A 14,647-nucleotide genomic window follows, 5' to 3' on the forward strand; every position below is an offset into this window, starting at 1 on the left:
GAGGGGAATACCCCTCGGAGACCCGCCGTAAACCCATGATGTGCATGGATGCACGAATGCCGCGATGGCAGGAGCCAATGAGCGGCCCATGGGGGCTTCTCGTCGGCATCCATGCCTCCGAGAGTCTCCGAGGGGTATTCCCCTCTCTCGCCTCAGTGCCAGCTTCCACCTGAGGTCGCGTAGGGCGGGTAAGCCGAAGGCGCACCCGCCGTGACCCAATACCAGATGCTGCGGTAATGACGTAGGGTGGATCGGTCCGACGTATCGGAGCCCAAAGGGCGTCATCCACCAAAAAACCACCGGAACTTTACAACCACCCCCCGGGGTCCAAAGAACACAACCAAACAACCGAGCCACTATTTATGAACCGACTCTACGCTCTGATCACCTCAACCCTGCTCCTTCTGAGCGCCTCCCTCCATGCCGACCCGACCGCCGAGCTGCGCTCCCGCCTGGACGCCATGACCAGCCTGCAAGGCGAGTTTACTCAGGTCTTGATCGATATGGACGGCGAGGTGCTGGAGGAGAGCTCGGGGGATTTCGCCATGGCTCGCCCGGGCAAGTTTGACTGGCACACGCGGGAGCCGTTTGAGCAGCGTCTGGTGTCGGATCACGAGTCCATCTGGCTGTACGATCCGGATCTGATGCAGGTGACGGTGCGTGAGTTCGATGAGGAGTTGCAGGATACGCCGGCGCTGATTCTCAGTGATGAGCTGACCGCGCTGAATGAGCAGTTTGAGATCACCCACACGCAAACGGATGAGGGTTGGGATGCGTTCCGTCTGGAGCCGAAGGATGATGACAGTCTGTTCGCGGCGCTGGTTCTGACGTTTGACGGTGATCTGCTTCGGGAAATCCGGATGGATGACAATCTGGACCAGATCACCCGGTTTACTCTGTCCGATCTGAAACGCAATGAGTCCATCGATGACGGCCGGTTTACCTTTGAGGTTCCCGACGGCGTTGATGTGTTGGTGGATTGATGGCGGGCGATCTGTTTCAAAGCGAGCCGGTTTATCAGCCCCTGGCGGCGCGGATGCGGCCGCGGAACCTGGCGGACTATATTGGGCAGGAGCATTTACTTGCGCCCGGCAAGCCGTTGCGCGACGCTATTGAACGCGGTCATCTGCACTCCATGATTCTGTGGGGGCCGCCGGGGGTGGGTAAGACCACCCTGGCGCGACTGTTCGCTGAGCAGGCGGATGCGCGCTTTCAGACCATTTCGGCCGTGCTGGCGGGGGTGAAGGATATTCGTGCGGCGGTGCAGGTGGCCGAACAGGAGCGGGCCGCCCGGGGGCGCAAAACCATTCTGTTTGTCGATGAGGTGCACCGTTTCAATAAGGCGCAGCAGGATGCGTTTTTGCCTTATGTGGAAGACGGCACGCTGATTTTTATTGGCGCGACGACCGAGAACCCCTCGTTTGAGCTGAACAACGCGCTGTTGTCCCGCTGCCGGGTGTATGTGCTGCGTGGACTGGAGTTTGAGCATATTCGCCAGGTGTTACACCAGGCGCTGGAGGATACCGAGAGGGGTCTCGGAAACGACGGCATCCGGATTGAGGCGGAGTGGCTCGACACGCTGGCCAAGGCGGCAGATGGCGATGCGCGCAAGGCGCTGAACCTGCTCGAGATTGCCTCGGATCTGGCGGAGGAGCGCGACGGTCAGAAAGTGATCGACCGGGCGGTGCTGGAGGAGGTGTTGGCCGCCGATGTCCGCCGGTTTGATAAGGGCGGGGATCTGTTTTACGAGCAGATTTCCGCCTTGCATAAATCGGTGCGGGGCTCCTCCCCGGACGGCGCGCTGTACTGGTTTGCCCGGATGCTCGATGGCGGTTGCGATCCGCTCTATATCGCCCGGCGCATTGTCCGTATCGCCAGTGAGGATATCGGCAATGCCGATCCGCGCGCGCTGCCCCTGGCGCTGGCGGCCTGGGATACCCAGGAGCGCCTGGGCAGTCCGGAGGGTGAGTTGGCCATCGCCCAGGCCGTGGTTTATATGGCCTCGGCACCCAAAAGCAATGCTGTGTATAATGCCTTCAATACGGTGATGGCCGAGGTGCGCGAGCAGCCGGGCTATGAGGTGCCGGTGCATCTGCGCAACGCCCCTACCAAGCTGATGAAGTCCATGGATTACGGGGCGGAGTATCGGTACGCCCACCATGAGCCCGGTGCTTACGCGGCGGGTGAGTGTTATTTGCCGCCAGAGTTGGCGGATCGAGTCTATTACGAGCCGGTGGAGCGGGGGCTTGAGCAACGGATTCGGGAGAAGTTGGCCTATTTCCGCGAGCTGGATGCCAAGAGTCCGATTCGGCGTTATAGCCAGGAGAGCGATTGATGCAGTGGTTGGCCGTGGCCTTGGGCGGTGCTCTGGGGGCGATGGGTCGGTTTGGTTTGACGACTTGGCTGTTTCCGGTGATGGGTACGCGCTTTCCGCTGGGAACGCTGGTGGCCAATGTGCTCGGTTGTCTCCTTGTGGGCCTGGCCTTTGTGTTGATTGTCGATAAGGGGCTTGTTGCGCCGGAGTATCGGCCGTTTGTGATTACGGGTTTTCTGGGGGCGTTGACGACCTTTTCGACGTTTTCGTTGGATGCCTTGTTGCTCTGGCAGAATGGGGCGCCGGCGGTGGCGGTGGTTTATTCGCTGGTCACGTTGTTGAGCTGTCTGTCTGCCGTTATTGTGTCGGTGTATGTGGCTCGTATGGTTTTTTAGTGTCTAGCTCTGTTCGATGGCAAGTTCGGCTATCAGCATCCGGGGCACGCATGAATACATCCCTGTAGCTCTGCGTCGGCTTCCCGCCGACGACGGCCCCGGATGCTGATACCCGAACTTGCTGGAGCTAACCATCAAGTTGTTTGGAGATAAGAAACTCCGTGAAACGAAGCTGCGTATTCATCGCGTGGCACTGAGTCGGTGGGGTTACCCCTTTTCAAGACCGTCGAAGGCATGGATGCCGACGTCGAGCGTGCAGGGATGCATTCACAGCGTGTCTTGAAAAGGGGTAACCCCACCGGCTCCCCAGATCAGGACCTCTATTTTTTAACCTTCTGAACTAAATAAGACATTTTTATGCTGGATCCAAAACTTGTTCGTACCAATCCCGAAGCGGTGGCCGAGGCGCTAAAGAAGCGTGGTTATGAGTTGGACGTTGCGCGCCTGATGTCGTTGGAGGAGCGCCGTCGTGAGGTGCAGGTTAAGACCGAGAACCTGCAGAAGGAGCGCAATGCCAGCGCCAAATCGATTGGCCAGGCGAAGCAGCGGGGTGAGGATGTGGAGCCCCTGCTGGCCCAGGTCAGTGAGCTGAAAGAGGCCCTGGGTAAAGCCGAAGCAGAGTTGGATGAGATTCAGGCGGAGTTGGATGACCTGTTGAGTGGAATTCCCAATATTCCCGCCGATGAAGTGCCCGAAGGTAAAAGCGAAGACGATAACGTTGAGGTGCGCCGCTGGGGTTCGCCGCGCGAGTTCGGTTTTCCGATTGTCGATCACGTGGATCTGGGCGCGCGCCTGGGCGGGCTGGATTTTGATACCGCGAGCAAGCTGACCGGTGCGCGCTTCGCGTTGCTGCGCTCGGGCATTGCCCGTCTGCATCGGGCCCTGGCGCAGTTCATGTTGGATACCCACATTGAGGAGCACGGTTACGAGGAAGTGAATGTGCCCTTTATTGTGAACTCGGATTCGCTGACCGGCACCGGCCAGTTGCCCAAGTTTGAGGAAGACCTGTTCAAGTTGGATGATGAGCGGTGTTTTTACCTGATTCCCACGGCGGAAGTGCCGGTGACCAATATTCTGCGCAACGTGCTGCTCGACGGAGCGGACCAGTTGCCCATGAAGTTTGTTAGCCACACGCCCTGTTTCCGCAGTGAAGCCGGCTCGCACGGGAAAGACACTCGCGGCCTGATCCGTCAGCACCAGTTTGAAAAGGTGGAGCTGGTGCAGTTTGTCCGCCCGGAAGAGTCGGATGAGACTCTGGAAAAATTGACCGGCCACGCCGAAGCAATTCTGCAGAAGCTGGGTCTGCCTTACCGCACTGTCATCTTGTGCGGCGGCGATATTGGTTTCTCGGCGGCGAAAACTTACGATATTGAGGTGTGGGTGCCGTCCCAGGAGCGCTACCGGGAGATTTCATCCTGCAGTAATTTCCGGGATTTCCAGGCGCGCCGCATGAAGGCCCGCTATCGCAACCCGGAAACCGGCAAGCCGGAGCTGCTGCATACGCTGAACGGTTCCGGCCTGGCGATTGGTCGCACGCTATTGGCGGTGCTGGAAAACTACCAGCAGGAAGATGGCAGCATCACCATTCCGGAAGTCTTGCAGCCCTACATGGGTGGACTGAAAAGCCTGGGCGTAAACACCCCGGTTTAAACCGGAGTGTCTTGTAGGTCGGATTAGCGCAAAGCGCGTAATCCGACAGTTGGCCTCTGGAGTTTCGGTAACGGCGGATGCGCGGCAAGACCGCTTATCCGCCCTACGAATAGCACGGCAGTTGGCGTAGGGCGGATAAGGGCGCAGCCCGCATCCGCCGTTACCTCACTCGACTTCGCTCCACCCTCGGTGATACCCCATGGATTATTTCCCCGTCTTTCTGGATTTGAAAAACCGCCGCTGCCTTCTGGTCGGCGGCGGCGACATTGCCACCCGCAAAGGCCGATTGTTGGCCCGTGCCGGGGCGCGGCTGTGTATTGTGGCCCCCGAGATTTCCGATGAGCTCAAACACCTGGCCGAGCAGGGCGGTGGTGAATTGCATTACCGGGAGTACGAATCCACCGATCTGAACGATGTGGTGCTGGTCTGTTCTGCGACGGATGACAACGAACTTAACGCGCGTATCTCGGAAGAGTCCCAGGCCCGCTATCTGCCCACCAACGTGGTGGACAGCCCCAAGCTCTGCAGTTTTATCACCCCGGCGATTGTCGATCGTTCGCCCCTGGTGATCGCCATTTCCAGCGGCGGTGAGGCGCCTGTGTTGGCGCGGATGGTTCGGGCCAAGCTGGAAACCCTGATTCCCAAAAGCTACGGTCGCCTTGCCCAGTTGGCCAGCCGCTGGCGGGAGCGGGTGAAGCAGTCGTTCAGTGAGGAAAACCGGCGCCGGTTCTGGGAGAAAGTCTTGCAGGGCCCGATTGCCGAGCTGGTTTTCAGTGGTCAGGACGAGCAGGCGGAGAAAGCCATTGCCGAGGATCTGGCCAATCCGGACTATGTCGATACCCAGGGCGAGGTGTATCTGGTGGGCGGTGGTCCCGGTGATCCGGAGTTGCTGACCCTGAAAGCCCTGCGCCTGATGCAGCAGGCTGATGTGGTGCTCTATGACCGGCTGGTGTCACCAGAGGTGATGGAGCTGGTCCGTCGGGACGCGGACCGGATTTATGTCGGCAAGCGGCGCAGTGATCATCACATGCCGCAGGAAAACATCAACGAACTGTTGCTCAAGCTCGCCCAGGAGGGCAAGCGGGTGCTGCGCCTGAAGGGAGGCGACCCGTTCATCTTTGGTCGTGGTGGCGAAGAGATTGATCTGCTGGCCGCGCACCAGATTCCCTTTCAGGTGGTGCCGGGCATTACCGCCGCCTCGGGCTGCGCGGCCTATGCCGGTATTCCGCTCACCCATCGCGATCACTCCCAATCGGTGCGCTTTATCACCGGTCACCTGAAAACCGACAATCCGAACCTGACCTGGCCCGAGCTGGCGTTGCCGGGACAGACGCTGGTGTTCTATATGAGCCTGGTGGGGCTGGAGGAAATCTGTCAGGTTCTGATTCGCCATGGCCGGTCACCCCAGACGCCGGTGGCACTGGTGGAGAAGGGCACGACCCAGGATCAGCGGGTACTGATCGGGACCCTGGAAACCATGCCCCAGCGGGTGGCCGAGAGCGATGTGCACGGTCCGACGCTGCTGATTGTGGGTGAGGTGGTGCAGTTACATCACGAGCTGAGCTGGTTTTCTCCAGAGCGGTCCGGCAGTCAATAAATTGACAGCGGCGAGACTTTGATTACAAAATAACGAACTTCCAGTCAAGATTTCGGGTCCAAGACCGATATGAGAGGTAAGCGCCGTCGTTTTGACGGTCCGAACTGAATCGGAGGTCACCATGACCTACATAGGCCCAACCAGCACCTTGCCACCGTCGGCCCGCACCAAGATCAACACCACGCGGGCCAAAGACGAAACCATGCCGGTGAGCGAGCAGGTGCTGGATACCACACCCGTGGCGCCCATTCGTGAGCGCCGTCGAGGTGATCGCCGCCGCCGGGATATCAAGCCCCTGGTGGATATGCGCTCCGGTGACCGGCGCCGTCGGCGCAAAATCGATATCGAGGTGTGACGCTTACCCCCTCGGGTGACCGCACCGCTGCTCGCGGGCCTTAACGCTCGCGGGCGCCCCTCCGAATGTGGTTAAATCTCCCCTGATCTTTCGATTGACCCGGGGACGGAATGACCCACTCCAATGGCATCACTGATGCCCGCCTGCAATTACCTTTCTGGCTCTGGCCGCTTGCGGTGATCATCGGCTGGCTGATTGCCGCCGCGTCACTGAGCTACGCGCCGGGCGGCCGACTTAACGTGCTCTGGCTCTGGTGGCTGTGGGCCGGAATTCCCCTCCTGGGCACCCTGGTGGCCGCCGGAGCCGCCGCCTTTGGGCGCGACCGGCCCTGGTTGTTCCGCTGGGGCCATAAAACCCTCCACTGGTATCCCAAGCCCGGCCAGCGCTGGCAAATGCTGATCGGTCTGCAGAGCTTTTGGCTTCTGCTCGGGCTGGGCATGATCCTGGGGTTCCTGACGCTTCTCCTGTTCACCGATCTGGCCTTTGGCTGGAGTTCCACCTTGCTCGATGGCGATCAGAGCCCTCTGCGCTTGCTGCAGTGGTTGGCGATGCCCTGGGCGTGGTTCTGGTCGGCGGCGGTGCCGGACGCCTCTTTGTTGGACGCGACGCGCTATGTGCGAATTGACCCCCGGGCGTCGGGCACCGAGCGGGCAGGGGACTGGTGGCCGTTTCTGATGGCCAGCCTGCTGTTTTACAACCTGGTGCCGCGGGCACTGCTCGCTGTGGTCGGAGTGATCCGCCTGCGTCAACTGAAAGCTCAATCTCCCGGGCCCGCCATCCGCGGGACCAGCCAGGGTGGCGGTGCAAGGCTGGCCCCGGTGGCCGCCTCGCCTCTGAGTGCCTGGGATGGCGCCCTGGTGATCAACTGGGAACGGCACCAACAGGGTCAACCGACCCTGGGGGGCGAACTCTGGTCCGACGACGAACTTCAGTTGGAGGCCCTGTTGGCCAAACAACCTTCCGCTGTGTTGTGGCAAGTGCCCGCCAATCGCTCCCCCTTGGGAGAGCTGGCCGACCTGGTCGCACAAGTAAGAAATGCCGGCGTGGCTCGACAGGGACTTCGGGCCATGGTGGATGCCCAGACCCAACCCGAGCGGCACCTGGCCAGTTGGCGTCAGTTCGCCGGTGAGCATCAGCTGCAATGGGTGACCGAATGAGCCGATCCGGATCGTCACACCCGACGCCCAGGCTGTGCGTGGTGGGCCACCCCAATCGGGGCAAGTCCTCGATCGTCTCGACTTTGACCGAGAACGACAGCGTGCGGATCAGCCCGGCTTCCGGTACCACGCGCCGGGCGGACCGGTTCGAGTTCTCGCTGGATGGCCGGGTGTTACTGACCTTGATCGATACGCCGGGTTTTCAGCGGGCGCGTCAGGTACAGGCCTGGCTGGAGCGTGAACCGGTCAGCCCCGGCGCACGGCCAGACCGGGTGCGCGCCTTCCTGGCGGAACCGGGACACACGGAGCGCTTTCCCGATGAAGTCGCTCTGCTCCGGCCGATCATGGAAGGTGCGGGTATTCTCTATGTGGTGGATGGTGCCCAGGCGCCCTCGCCGATGGACGAAGCGGAAATGGAAATCCTGCGCTGGACCGGACAGCCCAGGCTGGCGGTGATCAACCCCATGGCGCCCCAGTCGCAAACCGAGACCTGGCAGCGAACCCTTGGCCAATTTTTTCAATGGGTGCGGGTCTTCAACCCGCTTACCGCTACGCTGCCGGCTCGCCAGGCGTTGCTACGCGCCGTGGGGGAACTGACCCCGGAATGGTCTGCCCCGATACAGGGGCTCATTCAGGGGCTGGCCGCGCGCGATCAACAGCGCCTGACAGATGTCAGCGACGCCCTGGCCGCCTACTGGGCGGAGCAGCTAGTGGAGCGCCAGCCGGTACAGGTACCCGGCGCCATCGGTCGTCAGCGGGCCGAAGAACAGTTGCGTCGCGCGCTGGATGAGCGCGAAACCGATTTTTTCCGTCATCTGCGTGAAGCCTGGGGCCATCGCACCAGCGAACTGGAGCGGGACAGCGGTTGGGAGCTGGACGCGGATCAGTTGATGAATACGGAAACCTGGTATCTCTGGGGCCTCAAGCAGCGGGATCTGCTCTGGGTCAGCGGCAGTGCGGGCGCGGCGACCGGCTTGGCGGTGGACGCTGGTCTGGGCGGTGCCTCGCTGTTGACCGGTGCGATTTCCGGTGGTGTCATCGGTTCGGTAGGCGGTTGGTTGGCCAGCCGGGAGTTGCCGGGCAAGCGTTTGGGCTGGCTGCCGCTGGCCCGTCAAAAGCAGGTGATGGGGCCGGTAAAGCACCCCAATTTCCCGCTGGTGGTGATGGCGCGGGCGCTGACCTTCACCCGCCAGTTGTGGTTGAAACCGCACGCGGAGCGCAGTGCGGTGGTGTTGCGTTCTGAGGCGGGTACCTGGCCAAGAGAGGAGCAGGTGCAACTGTTGGGTTGGGCAAAACGACTTCAGCAGGGGCGTTGGCAGGCCAAACATCAGGATGCTCTGGTTCGTTGGGTGGAGCATCAGTTACGGGTTTCCTTGGACGAGGCGTTTTCGCGGGAAGAAAAAACCAGTTGGGTTTGACTTTGTATTTCGAGCGTAGCGCTTCGAATTGAGTGCTGCGGCTGGGTCACCCCTTGCGAGACACGCCGTGAATACATCCCTGTAGGCTCATCACCCGCCGTCCAGGCGGGTGACGGTCTCGCAAGGGGTTACCCAGCCTCCGCAGTGCCAACGTAACGTTTCGGGAAATAGAACCTACGCCAAGATTTGGATGTGGCACTGAGGGTCGGGAAGGGGGATACCTTTTCAAGACCGTAAGCGGAGGGACTCCGCGCGTCGAGCCCCCAGGGATGGGTTTACGGCGTGTCTTGAAAAGGTATCCCCCTTCCCGAACCGGTCGTGACGCTGCGATTGATTAAATGTTGACTAATGTTTCGAGAACGAAAACCGACAGGAGCAATGACAAAAATGAGCCAATACGATTACGATTTGCTGGTGATCGGCGCGGGGTCCGGTGGGGTTCGGGCCAGTCGGTTTGCGGCGCAGTTTGGGGCGAGAGTGGGCATTATCGAAGAACGCTACCTTGGTGGTACCTGCGTCAATGTCGGTTGCGTGCCCAAAAAACTGTTTGTGTTTGCTTCCCACTACCGAGAAACCTTTCACGCCGCCCCCGGTTATGGCTGGCACGCTGGGGCCATCAAGTTTGATTGGCAGGAACTGCGTGCAAACAAAGATCGCGAAATCGAACGGCTCAATCAGGTGTACGACAAACTGCTCAACACCGCTGGGGTAGAAATCATCAACGGCACCGGTAGCTTGGTTGACGGGCACACCGTCGCCGTAGGCGACAATACCTACACCGCCGAACGCATCCTGATTGCTGTGGGCGGTTGGCCCTGGATGCCGGAAGTGCCAGGTGTCGAGCACGCCATTAGCTCCAACGAAGCGTTTTATCTGGACAGTCTTCCCGAGCGCATCGTCATCGTTGGCGGTGGTTATATCGCGGTGGAGTTTGCCGGGATTTTTAATGGCCTCGGTGTTGAAACCCACTTGTGCTATCGCGGGGAGCTGTTTCTGCGTGGTTTCGATGAGGATATGCGGACGCATCTGGCGCAGGAGCTACCCAAGAAAGGCATCCACCTGCACTTTAACACCGACATCACTCGTATTGAGAAAAACGCGGACGATGTGCTGACGGTTCATACCGATCAGGGAAATACGCTATCGGTCGGGCAGGTCATGTACGCTACCGGGCGCAAGCCGAAAACCGATGGGCTCGGGTTGGAGAACACGGCGGTGCGGTTGAGTGATGCGGGCCGTATTCAGGTGAACGAGGAATTTCAGACCGACGAGCCGTCCATCTACGCACTGGGCGACGTGACCGGGCCCGATGAACTGACGCCGGTTGCCCTGGCTCAGGGAATGGCCCTGGCCCGCAACCTGTTCGGCGGCATGAATGAGCGGGTGGACTACCGGCACATTCCCACCGCGGTGTTCAGTCAGCCGCCCATGGCAAGCTGCGGTCTGACCGAGGAAGAAGCCAGAAAGGAGTGCGTTCACGTGGATATTTACCGGGGCGCCTTCCGCCCGATGCAATATACCCTGCCGGATCTGGACGAGCGGGCGTTGGTGAAACTGATCGTCGATCGGGATACGGACCGGGTGCTGGGTTGCCACATGGTGGGGCCTGAGGCGGGTGAGATCATGCAGGGCCTGGGTGTGGCCATGACCGCCGGTGCGACCAAAGCGGACTTTGATCGCACCATCGGTATTCATCCGACCCTGGCGGAAGAGTTTGTCACCCTGCGCCAGCCGGTGGCCCGCGTCAATGAGTGACGCGGTGCCCGTCTAAACGGCGGTTAATCGAAACGCACAATCAGGTTCAGCTGACGTTCTGACAACTGCTCCATTTCCTTGTTGAGCGCTTCTGCCTCGGCGACCTCTTTCTGGGTGCGGTCGGAAATGTCGCTGATATGCTGGGTGTTCTGTTCGATATCCACGGCCGTCGCCGACTGCTCCTCGGCGGCGGAGGCAATCTGGTGTGACATCTGATCGATTTTTTCCACAGCGGCGGAAATGGTCGACAGCGCCTGCTGTACATTGTCCATTTCGCCCACGCTACGATCGACCAGACTCAGACACTGCTCCATACTCTCCCCAGCTTGCCCCGTGGCTTCACCGAGCTTCTCAATGATGTTGCGAATGTGCCCGGTGGAGTCCTGGGTACGTTGAGCCAGGGTGCGCACCTCATCGGCCACCACCGCAAACCCGCGCCCCTGCTCACCGGCGCGGGCGGCTTCGATCGCCGCGTTCAGCGCCAGCAGGTTGGTCTGTTCGGCAATACCCCGAATGACATCCACCACCTTGGCAATCTCGCCACTGTCGGCGGTCAGACGCTCCAGTACTTGCCCCAGGTTGTCCACCTGCCGAGACAGGTCCCCGATCGCGCCGCTGGCGGTATTGATGACCGTGCCGCCGCGCTGGACTTCGCCAAGGGCACTTTGGGTGGCCACGGAGGTGTCCGAGGCGCCGCTGGCCACTTCCTGCACCGCCTGGGCCATCTGTTGCATGGCCACGGCCACCCGAGTGGTTTCCCGCTGCTGTTCGTCCATACCCCGGTGGGTTTGTGCTGCCTGCGCCTGCGCCTGCGCGGCGTGGCCGTGCAACTCCCGGGCGGATTCGCCAAAGCGCCCCAGAGCAGTGCGCAGGCGCGCCCGCAGCGCCAATTGCGCAAACTCGATTTCACCCAAAGCGTCACTGCGACCGGTGTAAATATAGGCCGCGATCGGGTCGTGCATAATGGCGCGGGCTCGGCTCAGGCTTTCGCTGAGGTGCTGTACCAGTAGTGCCTGGGTAGCACCACCGATGACCGCGCTCCCCAGTAGGGCGGCAAGCGCCACGGTCGGGGTCAGCAATCCCAGCAGCCAGCTGCCCAGTAATAGCACGAGCAATGCAATGCCGCCGATCTGAACCGGTGTTCGAGTCGCATGCCACAGGCTCAACCAGCGCGGACAGGCCGGCTTGCCGGCACGCATCCGTCGATAGCTCGCCTCGGCCCGGGCAACCCGCTCCGCGTCCGGGTGAACCCGCACCGACTCGTAACCCTGTACCTGGCCGCGGTCTTTGAGGGGGGTGACGTAGGCATCCACCCAGTAGTGATCGCCGCTCTTGCACCGGTTTTTGACAATACCCATCCAGGGCCGACCGCTTTTCAGCGCGCCCCACATCACACCGAAGACTGCCTCGGGCATTTCGGGGTGGCGAATCATATTGTGCGGCTGGCCGATCAGCTCGTCCCGGGTAAAGCCCGAAATTTCCTGAAAGGTGTCATTGCAGAACTGGATGGTGCCTTTGGTGTCCGTTGATGAAACCAGTTCATCGCCGGGTTTCACCGGAATATTGCGGCCGGTTACGGGGCCGTTGTTGCGCATACAGTGTCCTCAGCGGTTACCGCGATCACTTCTAGTCGGCGTTTGTTGGCCGATGTTAGATGAAACTACCCCTTTAAGGGTAGTCCTCCTACTGGCGTTATCGACCGCACGGACGTTAAGTTGAGTGAATTCTCACGCGTTCAGGCGGCGGCCAGTGCACGGCTCTGTTGGTTGGTCACAAAGGCCGCCAGGGCATTTTGGGTATCGGAAGGCAAGTCGACAAAAGACAGGCTGACCCGGGTCTGACGCCAGGGCCGCTGACTGAGATTGAACGCGCAGACGCGCACCCGGCAGCGAACCTTGAGCCCCGGGGCGACGGTGAATTCGCACAGCGGGAGTATGTCCCGGTGGTGCAGGAACGGCCGCCAGTCGCCGGTGAGTCCGAGTCGTATACCGCCCGCGGACAGGTTGAGGATTTCTCCGCACAGGGGGGAGAGCCCGGGTACACCGAGGCGGGCGCTGATCGGGTACCAGCCGAAGACGTCGAGGCGGGGCCAACGGCGTCGGGGGCCGAGATAGAACTGTTCGGGCAAGGGCAGGGCGAGCCCACCGCTTCTCTGGGGCGTACTCCAGCCCACCACCGGGGCACTGAATTCGAACAGGCGGCCGTTTTCGTGGTAGCTGACGGTCAGTTCGTCGCCAGGTTCGAGATTGAGTGCCCGGGGGAAGAGTTCGTCGAGCCAGAGGAGTTGCCGTTGGGTGTCGAGGGCGAGGATGAGGCTTTGGTATTCGCTGCCTTGATGGCGCACGGCGAGCAGTTGCCGACGTTCGGCGAGCGGGCGCAGGTGTTTGACGCACTCGGCTTCGGGCGCAGGAGCCTGTGGCGTGGGCGCCGGCCGCTCAGCGGGTTCGTTGGCGGAGAGTTTTTGCAGCAGTGCTCGCAACAGGGCCATAGGTGACTCGTATTCCAGGTCGATAAAACGGACGGTTCTTTGCCGGTTACGAGTGAGTTTGCAATGGGTGTGCCATATTGTGCAGATCGAAATTTTGGGACTTCGCAGAGAAGGCTGCGGGAGGGTAACCCCCTTTGGGGACCGCTGTGAATACGTCCCTGTAAGCTCTGCACCGGCCATCCAGGCCGGTGACGTCCCCAAAGGGGGTTACCCTCCCTCCGCTAGTACCAACGTCAAGGGCGGTGGAGGTAGCCCGTTTCACGCACCTCAAGCATGTGTTTGCTGGGCTGGCTATTTCCCGAAACGTTATGTTTGCACAGCGGAGGGAGGGAAGGTCTCTTTGAGACCGTTACCCGCCTGGACGGCGGGTAATGAGCCCCCATGGATGGGTTCACGGCGTGTCTCAAAGAGACCTTCCCTCCCGCAGCCCTCTATGCGAAGTCCCAAAAGAGCCAGGTTTCAGTAGGAAATGCGGCAGACGGTTGCCGCTTAGAGCGGCAATTCCCTGGGGCGGCTAAAATCCGTACAATGGCGGCATTTTTCGGACCGTCGAANATNGAGAGTATTATGAGNCAGCCCGCCGTGCGCAAAGANCGCCTCGAATACAACAAACTGCAAAAGCGCCTGCGTCGTCAGGTCGGCAGTGCCATTGCCGATTACAACATGATTGAAGAGGGCGACCGGATCATGGTCTGCCTCTCCGGTGGCAAAGACTCCTACGGCATGCTCGACATCCTCATGAGCCTNCAGAAAACCGCCCCCATCCGCTTCGAACTGATCGCCGTCAACATGGATCAGAAACAGCCCGGCTTTCCCGAGCACATANTGCCCGAATACCTCGAACAGGTCGGGGTGCCNTACCATATCATNGANCGCGACACCTACAGCATCGTCAAAGACGTGATTCCCGAGGGNAAAACCACCTGTGGGCTCTGCTCGCGGNTNCGGCGCGGTACCCTGTACAGCTTCGCCAANGAGATCGGGGCGACCAAAATCGCCCTGGGTCACCACCGGGACGACATCATCGAGACCCTGTTCCTCAACATGTTCTACGGTGGCAAACTCAAGGCCATGCCGCCCAAGCTGCTCGCCGATGACAAGCGCAATGTCCTGATTCGCCCGCTCGCCTACTGCAAAGAGCAGGACCTGGCGGATTTTGCCGAGTACAAGGCGTTCCCGATCATTCCCTGCAACCTCTGTGGTTCCCAGGAGAACCTCCAGCGGCAGGTGATCAAGCAGATGCTGACCGACTGGGAAGGTCAGTACCCCGGACGCACCGAGACCATCTTTTCCGCCATCCGCAATGTGGCCCCCTCTCAGNTGGCGGATACCGCGCTGTTTGACTTCGCNGGATTGAAAGTGGANCCGGATGCTGTGGCCGANGCCGGGGANGANNCCCAGGCNGAGGCCGGCGTTCANCAGTTTATCCCGGCTCTGCAAGTNTCCTGAGTTAGCCCGGCNGGCGNCCAGCTCCTATACTCGGGGTACATCGGCCCTATNCACGGGNCTCAGGCAGAG

12 protein-coding genes are annotated in these 14,647 nt (G+C 60.8%); 10 read left to right on the forward strand and 2 right to left on the reverse strand.

From position 1 onward, the window contains the following. Positions 1-362: 362 nt before the first annotated feature. The 9 genes from lolA to gorA all read left to right on the forward strand — a co-directional run bounded on the left by lolA (position 363) and on the right by gorA (position 10,641). Entirely contained in the window at positions 363-983 is a 621-nt protein-coding gene (gene lolA, locus CMG77_RS15415) for an outer membrane lipoprotein periplasmic chaperone LolA (protein WP_286806483.1), read from the forward strand. Further along, the gene (locus tag CMG77_RS15420; RefSeq protein WP_286806484.1) at positions 983-2,335 is read left to right on the forward strand and encodes a replication-associated recombination protein A; all 1,353 of its coding nucleotides are present in this window, start codon (positions 983-985) and stop codon (positions 2,333-2,335) included. Before lolA ends, CMG77_RS15420 begins: the two co-directional genes overlap by 1 nt. Then, positions 2,335-2,709, forward strand: a complete 375-nt coding sequence (crcB, locus tag CMG77_RS15425) for a fluoride efflux transporter CrcB (RefSeq protein ID WP_286806486.1) — start codon at positions 2,335-2,337, stop codon at positions 2,707-2,709. The genes CMG77_RS15420 and crcB overlap by 1 nt, the downstream gene beginning before the upstream one ends. Before the next feature lie 357 nt (positions 2,710-3,066). Continuing rightward, on the forward strand, positions 3,067-4,359 hold the full coding sequence (gene serS, locus CMG77_RS15430) for a serine--tRNA ligase (RefSeq protein ID WP_286806487.1): 1,293 nt from the start codon (positions 3,067-3,069) through the stop codon (positions 4,357-4,359). Positions 4,360-4,558: 199 nt separating this feature from the next. Then, positions 4,559-5,956: a siroheme synthase CysG gene (cysG, locus tag CMG77_RS15435; protein WP_286876141.1), complete on the forward strand. Its 1,398-nt coding sequence runs from the start codon at positions 4,559-4,561 to the stop codon at positions 5,954-5,956. 121 nt (positions 5,957-6,077) lie between these two features. Continuing rightward, positions 6,078-6,311 (forward strand): hypothetical protein, encoded by a 234-nt coding sequence (locus CMG77_RS15440; protein WP_024460462.1) that lies wholly within the window; start codon positions 6,078-6,080, stop codon positions 6,309-6,311. A 110-nt stretch (positions 6,312-6,421) separates the two neighbouring features. Continuing rightward, positions 6,422-7,468, forward strand: coding sequence for a DUF2868 domain-containing protein (locus CMG77_RS15445; RefSeq protein WP_286806490.1), 1,047 nt, complete (start codon positions 6,422-6,424; stop codon positions 7,466-7,468). Beyond that, positions 7,465-8,886 (forward strand): DUF3482 domain-containing protein, encoded by a 1,422-nt coding sequence (locus CMG77_RS15450; protein WP_286806492.1) that lies wholly within the window; start codon positions 7,465-7,467, stop codon positions 8,884-8,886. The genes CMG77_RS15445 and CMG77_RS15450 overlap by 4 nt, the downstream gene beginning before the upstream one ends. Before the next feature lie 387 nt (positions 8,887-9,273). Continuing rightward, positions 9,274-10,641 (forward strand): glutathione-disulfide reductase, encoded by a 1,368-nt coding sequence (gorA, locus tag CMG77_RS15455; protein ID WP_286806494.1) that lies wholly within the window; start codon positions 9,274-9,276, stop codon positions 10,639-10,641. Positions 10,642-10,664: 23 nt separating this feature from the next. On the opposite strand, the gene CMG77_RS15460 is transcribed toward gorA, so the two are convergent. Both CMG77_RS15460 and CMG77_RS15465 read right to left on the reverse strand, forming a co-directional pair. Next, positions 10,665-12,236 (reverse strand): methyl-accepting chemotaxis protein, encoded by a 1,572-nt coding sequence (locus CMG77_RS15460; protein ID WP_286876482.1) that lies wholly within the window; start codon positions 12,234-12,236, stop codon positions 10,665-10,667. 140 nt (positions 12,237-12,376) lie between these two features. Then, complete coding sequence (locus CMG77_RS15465) at positions 12,377-13,129, reverse strand: flagellar brake protein (RefSeq protein ID WP_286806499.1); 753 nt, start codon at positions 13,127-13,129, stop codon at positions 12,377-12,379. A gap of 567 nt (positions 13,130-13,696) precedes the next feature. Here CMG77_RS15465 and ttcA point away from each other — a divergent pair. Next, positions 13,697-14,578 carry a tRNA 2-thiocytidine(32) synthetase TtcA gene (gene ttcA, locus CMG77_RS15470; RefSeq protein WP_286905095.1) on the forward strand — a complete coding sequence of 294 codons (882 nt, stop codon included), beginning with the start codon at positions 13,697-13,699 and terminating at the stop codon, positions 14,576-14,578. The last annotated feature ends 69 nt before the right edge of the window (positions 14,579-14,647 follow it).

Origin of the sequence: Marinimicrobium sp., assembly GCF_002695945.1 — a bacterium.
Taxonomy (GTDB): domain Bacteria; phylum Pseudomonadota; class Gammaproteobacteria; order Pseudomonadales; family Cellvibrionaceae; genus Marinimicrobium; species Marinimicrobium koreense.

Coding starts and splice junctions, on each gene's coding strand:
- lolA (WP_286806483.1), top strand. CDS start 363: ATGAACCGACTCTACGCTCTGATCACCTCAACCCTGCTCCTTCTGAGC.
- CMG77_RS15420 (WP_286806484.1), top strand. CDS start 983: ATGGCGGGCGATCTGTTTCAAAGCGAGCCGGTTTATCAGCCCCTGGCG.
- crcB (WP_286806486.1), top strand. CDS start 2,335: ATGCAGTGGTTGGCCGTGGCCTTGGGCGGTGCTCTGGGGGCGATGGGT.
- serS (WP_286806487.1), top strand. CDS start 3,067: ATGCTGGATCCAAAACTTGTTCGTACCAATCCCGAAGCGGTGGCCGAG.
- cysG (WP_286876141.1), top strand. CDS start 4,559: ATGGATTATTTCCCCGTCTTTCTGGATTTGAAAAACCGCCGCTGCCTT.
- CMG77_RS15440 (WP_024460462.1), top strand. CDS start 6,078: ATGACCTACATAGGCCCAACCAGCACCTTGCCACCGTCGGCCCGCACC.
- CMG77_RS15445 (WP_286806490.1), top strand. CDS start 6,422: ATGACCCACTCCAATGGCATCACTGATGCCCGCCTGCAATTACCTTTC.
- CMG77_RS15450 (WP_286806492.1), top strand. CDS start 7,465: ATGAGCCGATCCGGATCGTCACACCCGACGCCCAGGCTGTGCGTGGTG.
- gorA (WP_286806494.1), top strand. CDS start 9,274: ATGAGCCAATACGATTACGATTTGCTGGTGATCGGCGCGGGGTCCGGT.
- CMG77_RS15460 (WP_286876482.1), bottom strand. CDS start 12,236: ATGCGCAACAACGGCCCCGTAACCGGCCGCAATATTCCGGTGAAACCC.
- CMG77_RS15465 (WP_286806499.1), bottom strand. CDS start 13,129: ATGGCCCTGTTGCGAGCACTGCTGCAAAAACTCTCCGCCAACGAACCC.